This window comes from Nitrosospira sp. Nsp11 (assembly GCF_900142705.1).
Classification (GTDB): domain Bacteria; phylum Pseudomonadota; class Gammaproteobacteria; order Burkholderiales; family Nitrosomonadaceae; genus Nitrosospira.
The window spans coordinates 54,426-73,689 of record NZ_FRBV01000002.1 but is presented as its reverse complement, the minus strand read 5'-3'; the positions used below and the strand labels follow the sequence as shown (position 1 = coordinate 73,689).

Annotated in this window: 13 protein-coding genes; 4 read left to right on the top strand and 9 right to left on the bottom strand. The window is 54.1% G+C overall.

The window, feature by feature from the left end:
• Positions 1 to 184: 184 nt before the first annotated feature.
• The 9 genes from BUA28_RS03395 to BUA28_RS03355 form a co-directional block, all read right to left on the bottom strand.
• On the bottom strand, positions 185 to 943 hold the full coding sequence (locus tag BUA28_RS03395; protein WP_072766745.1) for a dienelactone hydrolase family protein: 759 nt from the start codon (positions 941 to 943) through the stop codon (positions 185 to 187).
• 229 nt (positions 944 to 1,172) lie between these two features.
• Entirely contained in the window at positions 1,173 to 2,552 is a 1,380-nt protein-coding gene (locus BUA28_RS03390) for an NAD(P)(+) transhydrogenase (Re/Si-specific) subunit beta (protein WP_072766744.1), read from the bottom strand.
• A 3-nt stretch (positions 2,553 to 2,555) separates the two neighbouring features.
• Positions 2,556 to 2,861 (bottom strand): NAD(P) transhydrogenase subunit alpha part 2, encoded by a 306-nt coding sequence (locus BUA28_RS03385; RefSeq protein ID WP_025041967.1) that lies wholly within the window; start codon positions 2,859 to 2,861, stop codon positions 2,556 to 2,558.
• 108 nt (positions 2,862 to 2,969) lie between these two features.
• Positions 2,970 to 4,097: a Re/Si-specific NAD(P)(+) transhydrogenase subunit alpha gene (locus BUA28_RS03380; protein WP_072766743.1), complete on the bottom strand. Its 1,128-nt coding sequence runs from the start codon at positions 4,095 to 4,097 to the stop codon at positions 2,970 to 2,972.
• A gap of 267 nt (positions 4,098 to 4,364) precedes the next feature.
• On the bottom strand, positions 4,365 to 7,916 hold the full coding sequence (locus BUA28_RS03375) for an FAD-dependent oxidoreductase (protein ID WP_072766742.1): 3,552 nt from the start codon (positions 7,914 to 7,916) through the stop codon (positions 4,365 to 4,367).
• A 249-nt stretch (positions 7,917 to 8,165) separates the two neighbouring features.
• Positions 8,166 to 9,449: a sulfate adenylyltransferase subunit CysN gene (gene cysN / locus BUA28_RS03370; RefSeq protein WP_072766741.1), complete on the bottom strand. Its 1,284-nt coding sequence runs from the start codon at positions 9,447 to 9,449 to the stop codon at positions 8,166 to 8,168.
• A gap of 541 nt (positions 9,450 to 9,990) precedes the next feature.
• Positions 9,991 to 10,926, bottom strand: coding sequence for a sulfate adenylyltransferase subunit CysD (gene cysD / locus BUA28_RS03365; protein WP_072767051.1), 936 nt, complete (start codon positions 10,924 to 10,926; stop codon positions 9,991 to 9,993).
• 134 nt (positions 10,927 to 11,060) lie between these two features.
• Positions 11,061 to 11,801 (bottom strand): phosphoadenylyl-sulfate reductase, encoded by a 741-nt coding sequence (locus tag BUA28_RS03360; protein WP_072766740.1) that lies wholly within the window; start codon positions 11,799 to 11,801, stop codon positions 11,061 to 11,063.
• A 31-nt stretch (positions 11,802 to 11,832) separates the two neighbouring features.
• Positions 11,833 to 13,935: a nitrite/sulfite reductase gene (locus BUA28_RS03355; RefSeq protein WP_072766739.1), complete on the bottom strand. Its 2,103-nt coding sequence runs from the start codon at positions 13,933 to 13,935 to the stop codon at positions 11,833 to 11,835.
• A gap of 323 nt (positions 13,936 to 14,258) precedes the next feature.
• On the opposite strand from BUA28_RS03355, the gene cysB reads away from it, so the two are divergent.
• The 4 genes from cysB to BUA28_RS03335 all read left to right on the top strand — a co-directional run bounded on the left by cysB (position 14,259) and on the right by BUA28_RS03335 (position 18,912).
• The gene (gene cysB / locus BUA28_RS03350; RefSeq protein ID WP_072766738.1) at positions 14,259 to 15,185 is read left to right on the top strand and encodes an HTH-type transcriptional regulator CysB; all 927 of its coding nucleotides are present in this window, start codon (positions 14,259 to 14,261) and stop codon (positions 15,183 to 15,185) included.
• 58 nt (positions 15,186 to 15,243) lie between these two features.
• Positions 15,244 to 17,061, top strand: a complete 1,818-nt coding sequence (gene mutL, locus BUA28_RS03345; protein ID WP_072766737.1) for a DNA mismatch repair endonuclease MutL — start codon at positions 15,244 to 15,246, stop codon at positions 17,059 to 17,061.
• A 147-nt stretch (positions 17,062 to 17,208) separates the two neighbouring features.
• Entirely contained in the window at positions 17,209 to 18,348 is a 1,140-nt protein-coding gene (locus BUA28_RS03340) for a cupin domain-containing protein (protein WP_072766736.1), read from the top strand.
• Between the two features lie 339 nt (positions 18,349 to 18,687).
• Positions 18,688 to 18,912, top strand: coding sequence for a hypothetical protein (locus BUA28_RS03335; RefSeq protein ID WP_072766735.1), 225 nt, complete (start codon positions 18,688 to 18,690; stop codon positions 18,910 to 18,912).
• Positions 18,913 to 19,264: the final 352 nt, after the last annotated feature.

Here is a 19,264-nt window from a genome sequence, read left to right as displayed (position 1 = left end):
TGTGAAATTGAGAGAATATGGATAGCGATCGGCTTCAACTTGAAGGTGAAACGCTTACGCTCCTTTTGGCTGTGACGCCTGCAACTCGACTTTTTTTAAGTATACAACCCGATCCCCGAACCACAGAAAAAATTTATCCTGGCAGGTATCCACAAAACCATTATTGGATGAGTCAAGGAACGGACTATCCGGGATCGAGCAGTTGCGCTTGCAAATGCTTGAGCACCAGTTCACGTGTATCGACTCCCCGGTCAAGCGCTTTCTGGTAATCGAATGTAAGTGTCGAATGCCCTTCCCCGGGCACGACCACAGAACGGAAGCGCGACCGGGCGGATCCTGCCGGAACTTGCAGCGATGCTTCCAGCCGCGCGAATCGAGCCGCAGGGCAGCGAAAGTCGTCCTCGAAACGCAGCCCGAGCAATGACATTGTATCGGCACGATTGGATGCGAACGCAAGTTTTTCCGGCTCGACGTCCAGCGCTCCGGATTGAAAAAATGGAAGACTTGGCTGCGCCGCTACCGGTGCAAGGAGGGATGCCTCCACCATCATCGCGAAAATAAAGCCGCCGGTATAACACATGCCCACGGCGCCTACACCCGGTCCGCCACGCTCAGAATGTATTTTCCGGCACAATGCGCGCAGTACCATCGTGATGGGGCTTGATCTCCCCGCGCTGAGATTGTTGAATTCCTTTCGAATGCATATGAATGGGGACTTCAAAAGGCCGAGCATCGGATGCTGAAGCGGACGGCCGAACAGGAGCGGCATGACAACGTGAAAACCGTGGCCCGCAATCCACTCCGCAAACTCGACTGTGTCCTGGGTAAGACCGGGCAATTCATGCAGGAGAATAACGCCCGGCCCATTCCCTTTTCCGTAGAGCATTAGCGAGTGATTGCCTGTCGCGAACGTTTCCTCGGAAAAGCCCTTGATCGCGCTCATGTACGCAGTCCATTATTTTGATGCTCTATCATAATAATGAACTTAGCCCTTTCGTCTCCGCATCCTGTCTAATGCTGCCGACGCTTCGTTGGAATTCGCTTCAACAAGGAAGCGACTATCTATTTACTATTTTGAATAAATAGCAGCGAGCAGCTTCTGAGGTACTCCGGTGAATGAATCACCATCATCATAACAGGCGGAGTGTGTTCTGATTTAAGTACCTCAAAACTTACAAAGCCTTGACCATCTCCTCGACCACCTTCTTTGCATCGCCAAAGACCATCATGGTCTTGTCCATGTAGAACAGGTCATTGTCGAGGCCGGCATAGCCCGCTGCCATGCTGCGTTTCACCACCATCACCGTACGTGCCTTGTGGGCATCCAGAATGGGCATGCCATATATCGGGCTGCCGGGAACGTTGGCGGCTGGATTCACTACGTCGTTCGCGCCCAGCACCAGCACCACGTCCGTGTTGGAAAAATCGCTGTTGATCTCATCCATCTCGAGCACTTGCTCATAAGGTATTTCTGCTTCCGCCAGCAACACGTTCATGTGTCCGGGCATGCGCCCCGCGACCGGATGAATTGCGAAACGCACGTTGACGCCTTTTGCGTGCAGCTTTTCCGCCAGTTCCTTAACGGAATGCTGCGCCCGTGCCACCGCCAACCCATAGCCGGGCACAATGATTACGCTGTCGGCGTTGCCCATCAAGAATGCCGCATCTTCCGCGCTGCCGCTGCGATGGGTTTTCTGGGTGCCATCGCCCGCCGCCGCGGCGCCTGTTTCGCTGCCGAAACCACCGAGTATGACCGAAATGAAGGGCCGGTTCATGGCCTTGCACATGATATAGGACAGAATGGCGCCTGAGCTGCCCACCAGCGAACCTGCAATGATCAGCATGGGGTTGCCAAGCGAGAATCCTATTCCCGCCGCCGCCCAGCCGGAATATGAGTTGAGCATGGAAATCACAACCGGCATATCGGCGCCGCCGATGGGGATAATGATGAGAAAGCCGAGTACGAAGGCAATAGCCGTCATTGTCGCAAAAGCGGTCCAGTTGGTAGTCTCGCTAAAGAAGAACCACAGGCCGAATCCAACCATCACGATTGCCAGGATCAGGTTGATCATGTGCTGCCCGCCAAAGGTGATAGGCGCGCCGCTCATGCGGCCGGACAACTTCAGGAACGCGATCACCGAGCCCGACCAGGTCATGGCGCCAATGAATGTACCGAGGAACAGCTCCAGCCTGCTGCCCATCGGCAGCGTTTCAGGCAAACCAAACGAAGCAGGATTATTGACAGCGGCGATAGCGATAAATACCGCTGCCAACCCCACGAGCGAGTGCATGAATGCAACCAGTTCCGGCATCGCCGTCATCTGCACGCGACGGGCAACGATCGCGCCAATGGCGCCTCCCACCGCAATACAAGCGAGTATCAGCGCCCAGTTGCTGGTGATCGTAAGCGTGGTGACGACAGCAATCGCCATCCCGACCATGCCAAACAAGTTACCGCGACGAGCGGTCAGGGGCGAACTTAAACCTTTTAGCGCCAGAATAAAGAAAACCGAGGCGATAAGATACGCGAGTGCAACCGAATTTACCGACATTTACTAGCTTCCTTTTTTATCTTTTTTTCTGAACATTTCAAGCATTCGCTGCGTAACCAGGAAGCCGCCGAAGACATTGATTGCGGCCAGCGTGACGGCCACGGCTCCCAACCATACGCCCCAGTCGGTTTCAGCCGGTCCGGCGGCAAGCATGGCGCCCACCAGAATAATGCCGGAAATCGCGTTAGTGACTGACATCAGCGGCGTATGCAGGGCCGGCGTCACATTCCATACAACGTGATAGCCTACGAACACCGCCAATACGAATACAGTGAGATTAATAATGGTTGGATCAACTTCGCCAATCATGGCTGCTCCTTCTAATACGTTGACTGTTACTGTGAATAATGATTTATCTTCAAAGAACGGAAGCGGTGAAAAGCGTATATTCGGTTTTCGGTGTTCGCCATTAACGCTTCAAGCTTTCCGGACGACTTCCCCCCCGATGCAAACCAGTGTTCCGGCGATCACCTCGTCTTCACGGTTCAGGTTGTATTCTCCGGTCTTCGGGTCAAGCATCAGATTGAGAAAATTCATCAGGTTACGCGCGTACAGTGCGCTGGAATCTGCCGCTACCAATCCCGGCAGGTTGGCGATACCGACGAGATGGACGCCATGCTTCACTACGATCTTGTCCAGTTCCGACAAGGGGCAATTTCCCCCGGCCTCTACCGCCATATCAACGATTACCGATCCCGGTTTCATGGCTCGAACCGTTTCTTCCTTGATCAATACCGGTGCCGGCCTGCCCGGAATCAATGCCGTGGTAATGATGATGTCGGCTGCCACGGCGCGTTGGTGCACCAGCTCGCCTTGGCGCCGCTTGTAATCATCGGACATTTCCCGGGCATAACCGCCAGCGGTTTCCGCCTGCGCTTTTTCTTCCTCGCTTAGCGGAACCTCGACAAATTTGGCACCCAGGCTTTCCACCTGTTCTTTTGCCACCGGACGCACATCGAACGCTTCGATCACCGCGCCCAGCCGTTTGGCCGTGGCAATTGCCTGCAGGCCCGCAACGCCCGCGCCGAGAACCAGCACTCGCGCCGCCTTTACGGTACCTGCCGCAGTCATCAGCATGGGGAAGAATTTCTGATAGACGTTGGCTGCCATCAGCACGGCTTTGTAGCCGGCGATATTCGCCTGGGAGGACAGCACGTCCATGCTCTGGGCACGGGAAATGCGGGGCAGTTTTTCCATCGCAAAGGCAGTGAGGCCGTGGCGAGCGAGCGCTTCAATGCCTTCGGCGTGATGCGGAGAAAGCAAACCCAGCAGCACGGCATCCTTGCGCATCAGCGCCAGTTCTGCGGGTTCCGGACTCCTCACTTTAAGCACTATTTGAGATTGTCCATACAGCTCCGCTGCGCTGGCCACGATGCTTGCACCTTCCGCCTGATACGCCGCATCGGGAATGCTCGCGCCGGCTCCCGCGCCAGACTGTACCAGAACAGTATTCAGACCTTTGGCGGTAAATTTCTTCACCGTTTCCGGTGTGGCCGCGACGCGGGTCTCTCCCCCGCGAATTTCCGCGGGTATGCCTATCTGCATTGCTAATCTCCCTTATTTTTTTAACGTGCGCTATTCTTCAGCAAACTGAAGCCGGACCGTAATGCTCCCGTTCGGCCCCCTGTTCGTCACGAAGCTCGGATTATAAATGAACCTGGGCTGGATGCATTGTCCGGATTAAGGAAAAACAGCTCATCCGGTAGAACTTCCTGTAGAGGCAGACATTGAGCGGTTTTGGAAAAGACCGCCGGAATCCCCGCTTTGCAGGAAAGACAACGATCCTTTCTGATGACCGGCTCCACGGAAACTTCAGGCGCTAACCGGATTCACTTGTTTCAAACAATGTGTAATCCACCGGGTGGTGAGCTTTTCCTGGACACTATTCTGGCGTAAACGCGACGCCAGCCCGCCGAAGTCGACCTGATCAAGTGGCTGATCCTGATTGAAACATGAAAAAACATAAGTAATCTCACCCGTAACCGGATCCTTATGAGGTTGCAGGCACTGCGCGCAAATCTCTTTCATCATGCACTGCATGGGCGAATTGATCGAGCCGATGGCGAAATGATCTGTTTTCAGGTAAGGCCGAAGCTTGTTATGACGTGCAGCGCCGACCGCCGCCATCATCCGGTCAGAACCGATGGCAATGATACGGTCGGCGTCAGACAATCGAACTTTCTGAGGACCCAACGCGCCGCTTCCATAAGCTGCCATCGCTTCCACGATATTTCCGACATAGCTGAGATCGCCCGGCCGTGAGGGTTTGAAACCCGGCGACTCGTCACAGCACCACACCACTATGTCGGCTGCCGCTTCGATTTCCGCTACCTTATAGCGGTCGATCAGTTTCTTGTAACCGGCAAAATACAAAATTTTCGATCCCGCGGCTCTTGCTGCCGCACCGATTGAAAACAACACCGCATTGCCCAATCCGCCGCCGACCAGCACAACGGTTTCATCAGGCAGAATTTCGGTTGGCGTACCGGTCGGGCCCATCAGGACTACCGGATCGCCGGGACTGAGCCTGGCGCACAAGTCTGCTGACCCCCCCATTTCCAGGGCAATCAGCGATACCAATCCACGGGATACGTCGACCGAGGCCCCCGTAAGGGCGATGCCCTCCATCGCCAGCTTCGTATCGCCCGCGGTAATGGCAAGTGTTGCAAAGTTCTGGAAGCGGTAGAACTGGCCAGGATGAAAACGTTCCACCGCCATCGGCGCATGCACGACCACTTCTATAATATTTGGAGTAAGCCGCTCGACCTTGTGCACCGTAGCGCGTAACTGTCCATTCATTTCGGCAAAAAAGAGCCAGGCGGGTTTCGTGGATGCCGGAGCCAGATGTTCAAGCACTGCGCTTACCACGGGATAACCCTGCTTGGCGCTGGACATCGCTTTTACGACGTTGCCGGAATAGGAAGGATGCAAATCACCGAAGAAGCTGATGAAACGTCCATCTTCGTTACGGCTCATCAGTACGCTGGCCGTTTCAGGCTTGGGATTGGCCCGCGGCGGACTGACCGGATCGCCATTTTCATCGCAAGCCGCGAAATAGCGGCCGTTCAGCTTGAAATTCTTATCGTCTTCTCTGGCGAGCACGGTGTTGGGTTGAGTGCCGGCCGCAACCAGAACGGCCCGCGCCGGCAATATGGTTTGTCCTGTCTTTTGCCATGATCCGGTTTCATCGAGGACCTGTATCGCGAACTGCACCGCTTCTGCATGTTCCCATTTATCGATATCCACTCGAACCGGCGTGAGGCCCTCGGCAAACCATATGCCTTCCTCCAGCGCTTTTTCCACTTCTTCGTGATTAAGGGTATACGAGGGGCTGTCGATGAGCCGCTTGCGATAGGCAATGGTGGCGCCTCCCCACGATTGGAGCAGTTCCAGGATACGCGGCGCCCGTCCTTCCTTTTCCGCTTCCTTGCGCTCCGCGCGAATGGCGCGCGCATGGCTGAGGAATTCCTCGGCAATCACACGCTCTTCCTCATCCCATGCGGCACGTATCGCGGCATCCCCCTGCACGGCGGTCAGAATTTCGTAACGACGCAGAAATTTGTCCACCTGGACCGGATAATAAGCCAGCGCCTCGGTAGCTGTATCGATGGCTGTCAGTCCTCCACCAATCACTACCACCGGCAAGCGCAACTGCATATTGGCGACCGAATTAACCTGAGCCGCGCCGCTCAACTGCAACGCCATCAGGAAATCGGATGCGGCACGAACCCCTCGCGCCAGCCCATTGGGCAGGTCGAGCACAGTGGGACGCCCGGCGCCCGCTGCAAGCGCCACGTGATCGAACCCCATCGCAAAGGCATCATCGGCGGTAAGCGTACCGCCAAAACGGATACCGCCAAAAAGGGCAAACTCCTCTCGCCGCTCCAAAAGCAAACGGATCAGCTTGAGAAAATTTTTATCCCAGCGCACGGTGATGCCGTATTCGGCAACCCCACCAAATCCCCCCGGCATGCGCTCATCCAGATCTTCGGCAATTTCGTCGGCGTTTCGGATGGCTCTGAATGGAACATGCTCTCCCTGCTGGTTTACCCCGGAAATTTCCGGTGACAATGGCTCGATCTTGAGGCCGTCGACGCCTACCACGGTATGGCCGTCATTCATTAAATGGTGCGCCAGAGTGTATCCCGCAGGTCCCATGCCTACGACAAGCACCTTCCGGCCTGTCGGCGCCTTTGGTACCGGTCGGCGCAGATTAAGCGGGTTCCAGCGGGTGAGAAGGCTATATATTTCGAAGCCCCAGGGCAGTTCCAGTATATCCTTGAGCGTGCGCGTTTCAGCCTGGGGAATATCGACCGGTTCCTGTTTCTGGTAAATGCAGGACTTCATGCAATCATTGCAAATGCGGTGGCCGGTGCCGGCGCACATGGGATTATCCACCACAATCATGGCAAGGCCGCCGATCGCCACGCCTTGAGTCTTGAGTTTGTGAAACTCGGATATACGCTCTTCCAGCGGGCAACCCGTCAGCAGGACACCCAACTGGCTTTTCTTGAAAGCGGGAATTTCGTCGGGCGTTTTCGCCTTTTCCTTCATTCCCTTCGAGCACGAATCCTTTCCTTGTTCGTGGCACCAGATGCAATAATTCGCCTCATCCAGAGCCCCCACCAGATCGGTTCCCGGATCGGTGAGCGAAAAACCTTCCCGGCGCCGTATATGATGCAGCTTATGGACGGTATAGCCCGCGGTGCTATCGATATCCGTCGACAAAAGATGCAGAAAATCGAGCTTGGCCGGCGCCTTGAATAATACTCCGTCCCGGTTACGCTCTCGCCCCACGGATGTCTTCAACGCCCAGGCTGCATAGAGCAAAGCAGCCCTGAGCCGTTCTTCGTTCGCGTCTTCATCCAATAACCATTGGGTGACTTTACCTGCAAAGGTCAACTCAGAGAAAGGCGCTCCGAATTCAGCAACCAGTTTCTCTTCCAGCGCAATCCCATCTACCGCCGCTGCCTCCGCCTCGCTTACCTTGCTCATCGCCTTGCGTTGAACGAATTGTCTTTTGCAGGAATAAAGCGGGGCAAGCTGATGGTGACGGGCGGCAAGTGCACTGACCTCTCTCTCGATACCGAACAGTCTTGCAATAAAATCTTCCATCCATGGGGCAACCTCGATCAACAGAGCCGCTTCCGCTTTCCGGTCCAGACTATCAGGATGAGCACGGGCATGATCCAGACGAATGCGCAGTCCGGCTTCTCCTTCATGCAGAAATTCCAGGAATGCCTGATCCAGACGCACAAGCCCTTCGCGGCGATATAGATCGGCAAAAGCCATGCCGAATCCAAGCACGGGAGAAGCTGCGGCATTTTCCGGTACAGGGTGGAGCGCCAATTGTAAACTTGTCATGATAAAGTCATTAAAAGTAAAAAGTGAATCAAAAAAGAGATGAAAAAGTTATAATGGATTATTAGGACATACCGTATAAAAAGTTTTACAGCGCCCTAAAAACCCTTTTCATCTTGTGCTTTTGCGTGGCCGAAAAATACAAAAGCGGCAAGGCCTCCTCTCCACCTTGTCCGCCCTTTTCAGCAAAATGACTCCGCGCACTGAAGCGGCCCTTTGCGCAGCACCATCAGAATCGATTGAAATTACCCACTAATCTTTTGCCGGGCAGATCATGCCTGCAGCAACGGTATTGTTGTTGACTTCGTCAATGACGATAAAACTGCCTGTGGCATGATTACGCTGGTAGGAATCGTATGCCAGAGGCTGCTGTACTTTTAGCGATACCCGCCCGATGTCATTCATTTTCAGGGTATCTACCGCTTCATGATTCAACGTATTGATATCGACACGATACTCTATTCGGGAGACCAGCGCTTTTACGGTGCGCGTAGTGTGCTTGACCAGGTATTTGCGCCGCGGGTCCAGGCTCTGCTCCGACAACCAGCACAGCATCGCTTCAAATTCCCTCCCGACCCGAGGAACTTCGAGCGTCTTAACCAGCATATCGCCGCGGGAGATATCCAGGTGATCTTCAATGGTCAGCGTTACGGATTGTGGCGCAACCGCATCGTCGACACTCCCGTCATAAGTGACAATTTCCTTGATATGCGAAGTCAACCCGGAAGGCAAAACCTTCACCGCATCACCAACACTGATGAATCCAGATTCGATACGCCCCATGTAGCCCCGAAAATCGTGTAATTCCTCAGTTTGCGGCCGGCATACCCATTGCACCGGGAACCGGAAATCTTCAAGATTGATGTCGTGATCGATGGGAACGCTCTCCAGCAAATCCATCAGCGCCATGCCTTTATACCAGTTGAGCTTGTCTCCACGCTCGACTACCATATCGCCGTTCAAGGCAGACATCGGAATGTATGCGATATTGTTCAGTTTGAGTCCTGCGGCGAAAGCCGCGAAATCCTTGCAAATTCGCTCGAATACTTCTCGGGAATAGTCCACCAGGTCCATCTTGTTGACCGCTACCACCAGATGAGGGATGCCGACCAGGCTGGCGAGGTAGGCATGGCGGCGCGACTGGGTAAGCACACCCTTGCGCGCGTCGATCAGGATGATGGCAAGATTAGCCGTGGAAGCGCCCGTAACCATGTTACGCGTATACTGCTCGTGGCCCGGTGTGTCGGCAATGATGAATTTGCGCTTGGGCGTCGCAAAGTAACGGTAAGCCACATCAATGGTAATACCCTGCTCACGCTCCGCTTGCAGGCCGTCGGTAAGCAGCGATAGATCGACGCTCTCCATCCCGCGCCTGCTCGAAGTATGGGTAATGGCGCTCAATTGGTCCTCAAAAATGGACTTCGAGTCATGCAGAAGGCGCCCGATCAGCGTGCTTTTGCCATCGTCCACGCTCCCGGCGGTGATGAAACGCAAAAGCTCGCTATGATCGAATGAAATACTATCAATGGCTGACATTTAACCTAAATCCGGTAGTTGGATGGGGTGACGTGTACGGTTTTTGGGGTGCAGGGCAAGACGCAACGACGCGGAATACGACCGCGCAGGGCGGAGCAGTGCCTTCCGCAGAAAGGTGCGATCCCGAAGTGGGATGCGGGCGCCCCCTTGTGTGTGGAGCGCGATCGCGGCATCCCCTGCGCTGCCCGATCCCCGCTTCGCGGGGCCCCTCGGGCGACGCTTCGGGGCGCGGTTCCATTCCAAGGAGTTGCAACGCAGCCATGTGCCGCAAAAGCTATGCAATTCACCCCGTAGCGGCCTCACCCGGAAGGTGAGCGTCAAATAATATAAAATATTGTTAGTAATCATGACACTGATCTATTAAATAAGCGGTCAACTACCGGATTTAGGTTTAATACTCTTATGGAATTCTGGTTTCCGAAATATGCTGGTAATCGCGTCGGTGAAGAGAAACGCGAAGAAGGTCAGGTATTACCAGCATTCTACAAGGCTGAATTCTTGAGAAAAGCGGTATCACAACCTTATGAGGGAAAGATACACGTCAGAAATAACCCTCTTTCTTGCGCAATTCCATCGACGCGTCCGACGTCTGGTCGTCCATGCGAGTGGCGCCGCGCTCGGTAATTCGCGTAATGGCGGTTTCAGCAATGATTTCCGTCACGCTGACTGCAATCGACTCCACCGGGCAGGTGCAGCTCATATCTCCCACCGTCCGAAAGCGCACCATGAGGTTTTCCACTTCCTCGCCTTCCTTGAGCTCAACCAGGTGGGATACCGGCAGAAGACCGTTACCACGCCGGATGACATCGCGTGTGTGGGCGAAATAAATGTGAGGCACCTCTAATTCCTCGCGAGCAATGTATTCCCACACATCAAGTTCGGTCCAGTTGCTGATGGGAAATACACGAATATTTTCGCCTGGGTGCACGCGAGTATTGTAGATATCCCATAATTCCGGCCGCTGGTTCTTCGGGTCCCATTGACCGAATTCGTCACGGAAGGAAAATATGCGTTCCTTGGCCCGAGCCTTTTCCTCGTCGCGACGTGCCCCACCGATACAGGCATCGAAACCAAATTCAGCGATGGCATCCAGTAGCGTCACTGATTGAAATGGATTACGGCTCTGGTTCTCCGAACGCAACACCACCCTTCCCTTCTTGATGGAATCGTCCATGCTGCGCACGATTAAACGCTCTCCCAATTGTTTGGCGCGGCGATCGCGGAATTCGATTACCTCGGGAAAATTATGTCCGGTATCGACATGCAGCAGCGGAAATGGAAAACGCCCCGGCCGAAAAGCTTTTTCCGCCAAACGCAGTAGTACGATGGAATCTTTCCCACCGGAGAACAGCAGGGCAGGATTCGCGCATTCGGCCGCAACCTCGCGCATGATATGGATGGCTTCGCTTTCCAGCGCATCCAGATGACCCAGATGCCTTGCAGGGCGGCGTTTAAGCGCCGCCCCCTCACTCTCCATTGCAAAATCCGGAACAGGGGTAGCAAATTCTTGTTTATCGTTCAATATGAGATCCATCAATCATCCCTCACGGTTTCACAAGCACGAACTTGATAGACGCCCGGCCCATGCCCTCTCTTATCCAAAGTTTTGACTTAACCCGGTGCGGGTAGATCCGTTACCCCGCCAAAAGCCGTTGTAGCGTTGTTAATGCGCCGTTTGTCCGAATGCAGACCGCACTCTTTGTTTTCCGGATCTTCCCACCACCAGCGGCCGGCACGCACATCTTCACCTGGGGTAATGGCACGGGTACAGGGCGCGCATCCGATGCTAGAGTACCCTTTGTCATGCAATACGTTGTACGGCACATCGAACTGTTTGAGATAATCCCAGACATCGGACAGGCTCCAGTCCAGCAACGGGCTGATTTTTTGTAAACCATTTCCCGCATCGAATTCCGATACCGCCAAATCCTTTCTGGTCAGCGCCTGATCGCGGCGTACACCGGTAATCCATGCGCGCTTGCCGCTCAAAGCGCGCTTCAGCGGTTCCACTTTGCGAATATGGCAGCATTTTTTACGCAGCTCCACACTGTCGTAGAAGCCGTTGGGCCCGTTGCGCGCGGTATATGCCTCCACCGCGGCGGATTCCGGAAAAAACACCGGCACATGAACGCCATAACGATCCGCCACTTTTCTCATAAGACTGTAGGTCTCTTCAGGCAGGCGTCCAGTATCCAGCGTGAACATTGCAATACCGGGATAATGTCGCGCAATGAGGTCAATCAACACCATGTCCTCAGCACCGAAACTGCAAGCGAAGGTGGCCGGCGCATAGTCTGCCTGCACCTTATCCAGCAATGCTCTCACTTCCGCAATCTTGTGATCCAGGCTCATATTACCGGCTCGATATGTGCATCAAAATTTATCAGACCATAACGGATGGCTGCGCTGCCCCGGATGCCGGCGATTTGGCTGAAGCAAGCGGAAAGGGCAACGCACCCGTCAGATCAAGCTGGCGATCGAAACCCAGGCAAAACTCTGCAACCTCCATTGTCCAGGCATCCAGGTCGGAGAACCATTTGGTCAGGTCATCGTCGTTCAACGCCTCGGCCGGGCGCGCAAAGTCCTCCGCAAACTGGGCCAACGCTTTGGCCAGGCGCGGCTTGGTAGGAAACACCCGGCGCAACTCTTCCGCCTGCATTTTCAAATCTTCGTGCTTCTGGCCGCCAAGCAATTCGGCCAGACCCTGGCCGATCAAGCGGGCCATCTCCTCGGCACACTTGGCCGAATCTTCGAATTTTCGCTGAAACTTGAGCGCATCCCGGTAATTCCGCTCATGAGCCGCTTCAAAGAAGATTGTGCCGATCTTTACCTGGCTCACCCCGGCGCACTCGCCCCCGCCCAGTTGCAGCACCTTGAAATCATTGTTGTTGCCATGATCGCGCAAGACCGACGCCAATTCTTCAGGCTTGACTTCCACGAGGTCCGCCAGCAGATCCGCGAAATAGGGTTTGTCCATCCGGTGTGCCCAGGAATAGAATGTTTCGCCCGATTCACGGTTAGTATCAAAAGCGGACTGCACTCGCTCGATTGCCTCTTCGATGCGCGCGGTGGGTATGGACGGACCTTTAAACGCCAGCGCGCCACGCGCCATGGCATTGCCGCCGAAATGCAGCTGATAATGCGGCACAAGCTTGCCGTGCATGCGCTTGCCTTCGCCGTATACGCCAATATCTCCAGCCTCGGGCTGGGCGCAGCCGTTATGACACCCAGATACACGCATTTTAAGGTCATGCTTGCCGCCGCTTAGCTTGGGTCCGAGAATCGTGCTCGAAGTTATCCCCAGGCGGCAAGTCGATGTACCGGGGCAAGCCACCACATCATCACCCGCCTTAGGCACTCCCAGACCCAACGCAGCCAGTGCTGCACGCAAGGGTTCAATTTTAGCCTCCGGCACATCTGTCAGAAACATGTTCTGATCCTGGCTGGTACGAATGTCAGGCAGTTCGAGCGTTTCGCAAATATCGGCCAGGCCACGCAAATGAGTCACACTCAGATTACCCATCGGCACACTGATCGGAAATACGTAATAGCCAAGCTGTTTTTGCGCGAAAATATGACGCGGCGCACCGAGACCGGGAACCTCGCTGTCGACACTACCATTACTCCATTCGCCTTTCGGATAATCCAGGGTTGCCAGTGCCGATTGAGTGCGGGACAACTCCTCACGGTATTTCTCGACAAAACCCTCGGGACCAAATTTATCCACCAGGAATTTAATTCTTGATTTAGCACGTTTAACGCGGTCGGAATAACGGTTGTGCAACTGTATAACCGCTTCCATCACAGGCAGCAGATCTTTTTCTTCAATAAATTCTTCAATGACGATCGCTTCACGCGGCTTGTGCCCCAGGCCGCCTCCGGCCACGACCTTGAAACCGAATCGGGAACCATTACGTACCGCGATCACGCCCAGATCATGCATCATGCCTTGCGCACAGTCGGATTCACAGGCAGACAGGCTGATCTTGAACTTGCGCGGCATTTGTTGAGTCAGCGGATTCCGTAGCAAATGCTGAACCGTACCCTCGAGATGGGTCGTGACATCTACATTCTGACGAGGGCATACGCCGGAAAGCGGGCAGGTCGTGATATTGCGAATGGTGTTGCCACAGGCTTCACGGGTCGTCAATCCAGCCTCGGCTAGATGGTGCAACACGGCCGGCGTTTGCTCGAGCGGCACGTAATGCATCTGGATATCCTGGCGCGTAGTGATATGGACGACGTCATGGCGCGAGTAATTCTCCAGCGCACTGGCGATTTTTCTCAATTTCGGTGCACTCAGGCGTCCTCCCGGAAGCTTGATACGCACCATATTGACGCCTTCCTGCCGCTGGCCGTAGATCCCCATTTGCAGGCGACCCGCGGTAAAACGCGCGGTATCCATATTCAGGTCCCGATACTCCTGTACCGACTGACCGTACGAATTGATTTCCTCATCATTAGCGAGGTGATCCAGCAGACTCATCTTATATCCTCCACAATTTATGGCTATCCGCCTGACGCCACAAGAACCCGAAAATGGATTACGTGCACGGCAGCATATTGGTCCATCTCTCCGCTGATTCGGCGCTCCGCCTTGATTTCAGGGGAGGTGATATTCAAGCGGCCGAGTGAACCGAAATTCGCTTTTTCTTTTTAGCTCCCGCGCACCACACCTGTCAAGACGCCCTGCCTGAAAGCGCAGTCGACGTCATATTGCGTCTCGAGGGCGACATAATAACAGGAACATATATATCGCGAAAGAATATTATGTTAGATTAACATAACCAAACCTTATTTAGACCGAATATGAAATTGCAACAATTGCGCTATTTATGCGAAGTCGCCAATCACGGCCTGAATTTATCCAAAGCGGCAGAATTCCTGCATACCTCTCAACCCGGGATCAGCAAGCAGATCCGCCTTCTGGAAAACGAGCTGGGGGTTGATATTTTTGTGCGTAACGGCAAACGGGTGGTTGAAACCACGCCGCCAGGACGAGCGATTCTTGAAATTGCCGAAAGAATGCTGAAAGACGCAAAAAACCTGAAACAAGTTGGACAGGAATTTGCCAACGAAGCCAGCGGCTCTCTTACCATTGCTACAACCCACACCCAAGCGCGGTATGCACTTCCCCCCGCGATCAAGGATTTTACCTTACGCTATCCCAAGGTGAAATTAATTTTGCGCCAGGGCAGCCCGACGCAGATCGCGGAACTGGTCAGTTCAGGCATAGCGGATATTGCCATCGCTACTGAAGCGATTGAACTGTTCGATGAACTGGTGATGCTACCATGTTATCAGTGGAACCGCTGCATTGTCGTCCCGCCGAGGCATCCGCTGCTTAAACTCAAGAAGTTGACACTGGAAGCCATCGCCGCATATCCGATTATTACTTACGACTTTGCTTTTACCGGCCGCTCCAGAATCAATCAGGCATTCGATGCAGAGGGATTGGTTCCCAATGTTGTGCTGACTGCCATAGACGCGGATGTCATCAAGACTTACGTAGAACTGGGACTGGGCATCGGCATCCTGGCGCAAATGGCATTTGAGCCCAAACGCGACAAGCACCTGAGGTCCATCGATGCAAGCCATCTCTTCGAGCCAAGCACAACGCGTATAGGCATAAGCCGCAATAGCTATTTGCGAGGATATGTTTATGATTTTATTGAAATATTTTCCCCACATCTTGATCGCGCCACAGTGAAGGCCGCGATGATAGAGCGTTCGTGAGCACGATGATGCCGCCAACGGGCGGTATAATGGCAGCAAATTTTTGTTGAATTTGCTTATGAATGCAATCAAGCCGCTACCCGACCTGCTCATTAGCCAGATTGCGGCCGGAGAGGTAGTGGAGCGTCCCGCCGCGGCACTCAAGGAAATGCTGGAGAATAGCGTAGACGCGGGATCCACCGAAGTCACCGTACAACTTTTCCAGGGTGGCATCAAACTGATCCGGGTAGCGGATAACGGAACAGGAATTTCGAAGGAGGATCTGCCGCTTGCGCTTGCCCGACACGCCACCAGCAAGATCGATTCCCTGGAAGATTTACAAAAAGTAGCGAGCCTCGGTTTTCGGGGCGAGGCGCTGGCAAGCATCGCTGCCGTTTCGCGGCTGGCGCTGGCGAGCCGCAGGGCAGAAGAAAAGCATGCCTGGCGGATAGAAACCGAAGGGGGCCGGCTGTCAACGCCCGAACCCGCCGCACTTTCCCGCGGCACCACGGTGGAAATGCATGATCTCTACTTCAACACCCCTGCACGGCGTAAATTTCTAAAGACCGAAGTTACTGAATTATCCCACTGCGAGGAAGTATTCAAGCGCATTGCCTTGTCGCGCCCAGATATCGCGTTTTCGCTACAACACAACGGCGTCGTACGCAACCACTTGCGTGCGGCGGACGCGCGACTTCGCATCGAGGCGATACTGGGCAATGAGTTCAGCGAAACTTCGGTAGTCATAGAGGAGCAGGCGGCGGATTTGCGTCTTTGGGGCCTTGCGGCATCGCCCGCCTATTCCCGGTCTTCTCGAGACGCCCAGTATTTTTTTGTCAATGGACGGTTCGTGCGTGACAAATTGATCGCGCATGCGCTACGTGAAGCCTACCGGGATATACTCCATCTGGATCGGCACCCGGCTTTTGTCCTATTCCTCGAAATGAATGCCGAGGGCGTGGATGTGAATGTGCATCCCACCAAGATCGAGGTAAGGTTCCGCGATCCGCGCGCGCTGCATCAATTTATCTTTCATGCAATCGATAAAGCGCTGGCATCGCCGCAGCCCCTATCCGCCGCGTCTTTCCCCGCGGGCGGAAGACGGCAGGAAAGCAGTGACCACAGTGAGACTGGCGCTGGCGCTCCAACCGCCGCGTTTTCCGCTTATTCGCGACAAAATACCATACCGCTTGCTCCGCCTTTAGGCATAGCCCAATCACAGGCGTTCTACCCTGCGCTGTTCGGTGCCGATAGCCGCAACCCAGAATCGGCGGAAACTCCGACAGCACTTCCCGGTACCGGGAAGTGCGACGTTCCGCCATTGGGTTTCGTCTTGGGGCAACTCCTCGGCATTTACATTCTTTCGCAGAATGAACGCGGGTTGCTTATCGTGGATATGCATGCCGCACACGAGCGGATTCTGTATGAGAAACTCAAATCAGCGCTGGATAACCATACGCTCTCGATGCAGCCCTTGCTGATCCCGGCGATATTTCACTCGGATAGCCTGGACGTTGCCGCGGCTGAAGAAAATAGCGCGACTTTACGAGAGCTTGGGTTTGAAATCTCCGCACTTTCGCCAACCATGCTGGTGGTGCGGTCGGTACCGGCCACGCTCAAGGATGCTGACGTAGTGAAGCTTGCACGTGACTTATTGACCGAAATCCGCGAGTTCGGCGCCAGCCGGGTACTGACCAGCAAACGTAACGAGATTCTTTCCACCATGGCTTGTCACGGCGCAGTTCGCGCCAACCGTATATTGACCGTCACGGAAATGAATGCTTTGCTGCGTGAAATGGAAGCAACCGAACGCGCGGGCCAATGCAATCACGGCAGGCCCACCTGGTTCGAAATCAGTCTTGCCGATCTCGATAAGATGTTCATGCGCGGCAGATGAGCCTGATGCCGGCGCTCAGACCGCGTCTCCGCATGGCGCCTCGCCTGGAAAGGCTGGATTGCCAAATTTGCCGGCAGGATGGGGTGCGTAAAGAACAGGAAAACCAGGCCATTTTTATGGAAAGCCTATATCGGATTGTGACCGGTAATGAAAAGTAAGCTGCTGGGGGATATTTCGGTGGGAAATTTTCTCCGGGATTACTGGCAAAAGAAACCTTTGCTCGTGCGCGGAGCCCTGCCAGAATTTCAGGGTCTTCTGACTCGCGAGGACCTTATCAATCTCGCCTGCCATGACGACGCGCAGTCGCGTCTGATAACCCGGAAGAAGGGAAAATGGGGGGTTAGGCATGGGCCTTTCACATCTCGCGTTTTTTCACGTATGCCGGCAAAAGACTGGACGCTGCTGGTGCAGGACATCAACCACTTCTTACCGTCAGCCCGTGAATTGCTACTGAAATTCAATTTCATCCCGCACGCTCGTCTTGATGATTTGATGGTCAGTTATGCCCCTGAGGAAGGGAGCGTCGGGCCTCATTTCGATTCATACGATGTCTTTTTGCTCCAGGGCATGGGGCGCAGAAACTGGCAGATCTCAGCCCAGCAGGATAAAAGGCTGGTGACGAACGCACCGCTAAAAATCCTGCGGGAATTCAGACCTGAACAGGAATGGATGCTGGAACCCGGCGATATGCTGTATCTGCCCCCCAACTATGCACATCATGGGGTCGCTAAAGGCCATTGCATGACCTATTCCATCGGTTTCCGAGCGCCAACCTATCAGGAGCTCGTTATTCAATTTCTCGTTTACCTGCAGGATCACACCGAAGTTGAGGGAATTTATCATGACCCGAATCTTGACTTCCAATCGCACCCGGGACGCATCAGCCCGGATATGTTGCAACAGGTGGAAGCAGTGCTCAGCAAGATCACCTGGGGCTCGACTGATATAGAACGTTTCCTGGGAATCTACCTGACCGAGCCTAAACATCATGTTTTTTTTACGCCACCGTCGAATCCCGTAACTCAACAGGAATTCGCGTATCAAGTTAAAGAAGGAAAGCTGCAACTGAATCTGAAAAGCCGAATGTTATGCAGAGGCAAAAATATTTTTTTGAATGGAGACGCGTATACTGCAGGCGCCGCGGCATGCAGGCTGCTTGGAAAATTAGCCGATCACCTTGCGCTGCCAATGCTGGAAGAGCTCGACGATGAGGCTCTTGCCCTGCTTTACCCGTGGTACCTCTATGGTTATGTCGAAATAGTAAAGGTACCGGCAGACGTGGCATAATTTCACTAGCTTATAGGCTAGCGGAGGAACGGACGAGCTTATCCGGACTACAAATTTTGTAACGGCTGGAGCGTAGTCTGGGCCATCAAAATTTACCGCGCTGTAGAGATAAAAACTGTTGGCCGGCATTCCGCCAAATGCCTGTAAGGCTCGCCCATCGACGATTTGCCGCTATTTCTTGGAGCTCTGAGAGGCAACGACTAGACAACATTTCTGAATTCTGCTATTAAGATAGTGGCTATTAAAAATGGTCGTTTCTCAGATTTATGGTCGTTTCTCAGATATGGCCGAAACGCTCGTATAATTTATTCGTCTAAACCTATAAAGGAGATTAAAACAATGAAATACTCGCTCCTCGCCGCCGCCTTGGTGACACTGACCTTTAGCGCTTGTGATCAAATGAGAGAGAAAACCCCGGGGGAAGGAAAACCGGGGCAATATCCACCCAGCCTTTGGGATAAACGTGAAGGGCAACTTAGTGATGCGGAAATTGATGCGGCACAGAAAGAAAGCGCTGCTGAAGCCGAATCAAAAAAATCCACTGACGACAAGCCCGCAAATTAATCGTAATGGGGCAGAATTGATAATGCCGTCCTCCGGGGCGGCATTTTTCATGTGCGCTAGCATGGGCACACTCTTGTGGGTGGAAGTCCCAGCGTAAGTTGATCACAGCGAACGAGGCGAAGCGCAACCGCGTGAGGGTGACTAAGCGTAGGGAGGAAGGGTGAAGCGAAGCTGCGATCCGATGAAAAAGAACCGGATGGAAGACGCAACCGCCCCAGGCGAACGGGCATGAACCGCGCATCCCCGACGCTGGAGTGATCCGGCTGATCCGGGCGTATCTGAACAGCCGCATCAGGAGTGATGGCGTGGTACAGGAACGGTATCACGGGACGCAGACTGATTTGGCTGCCCC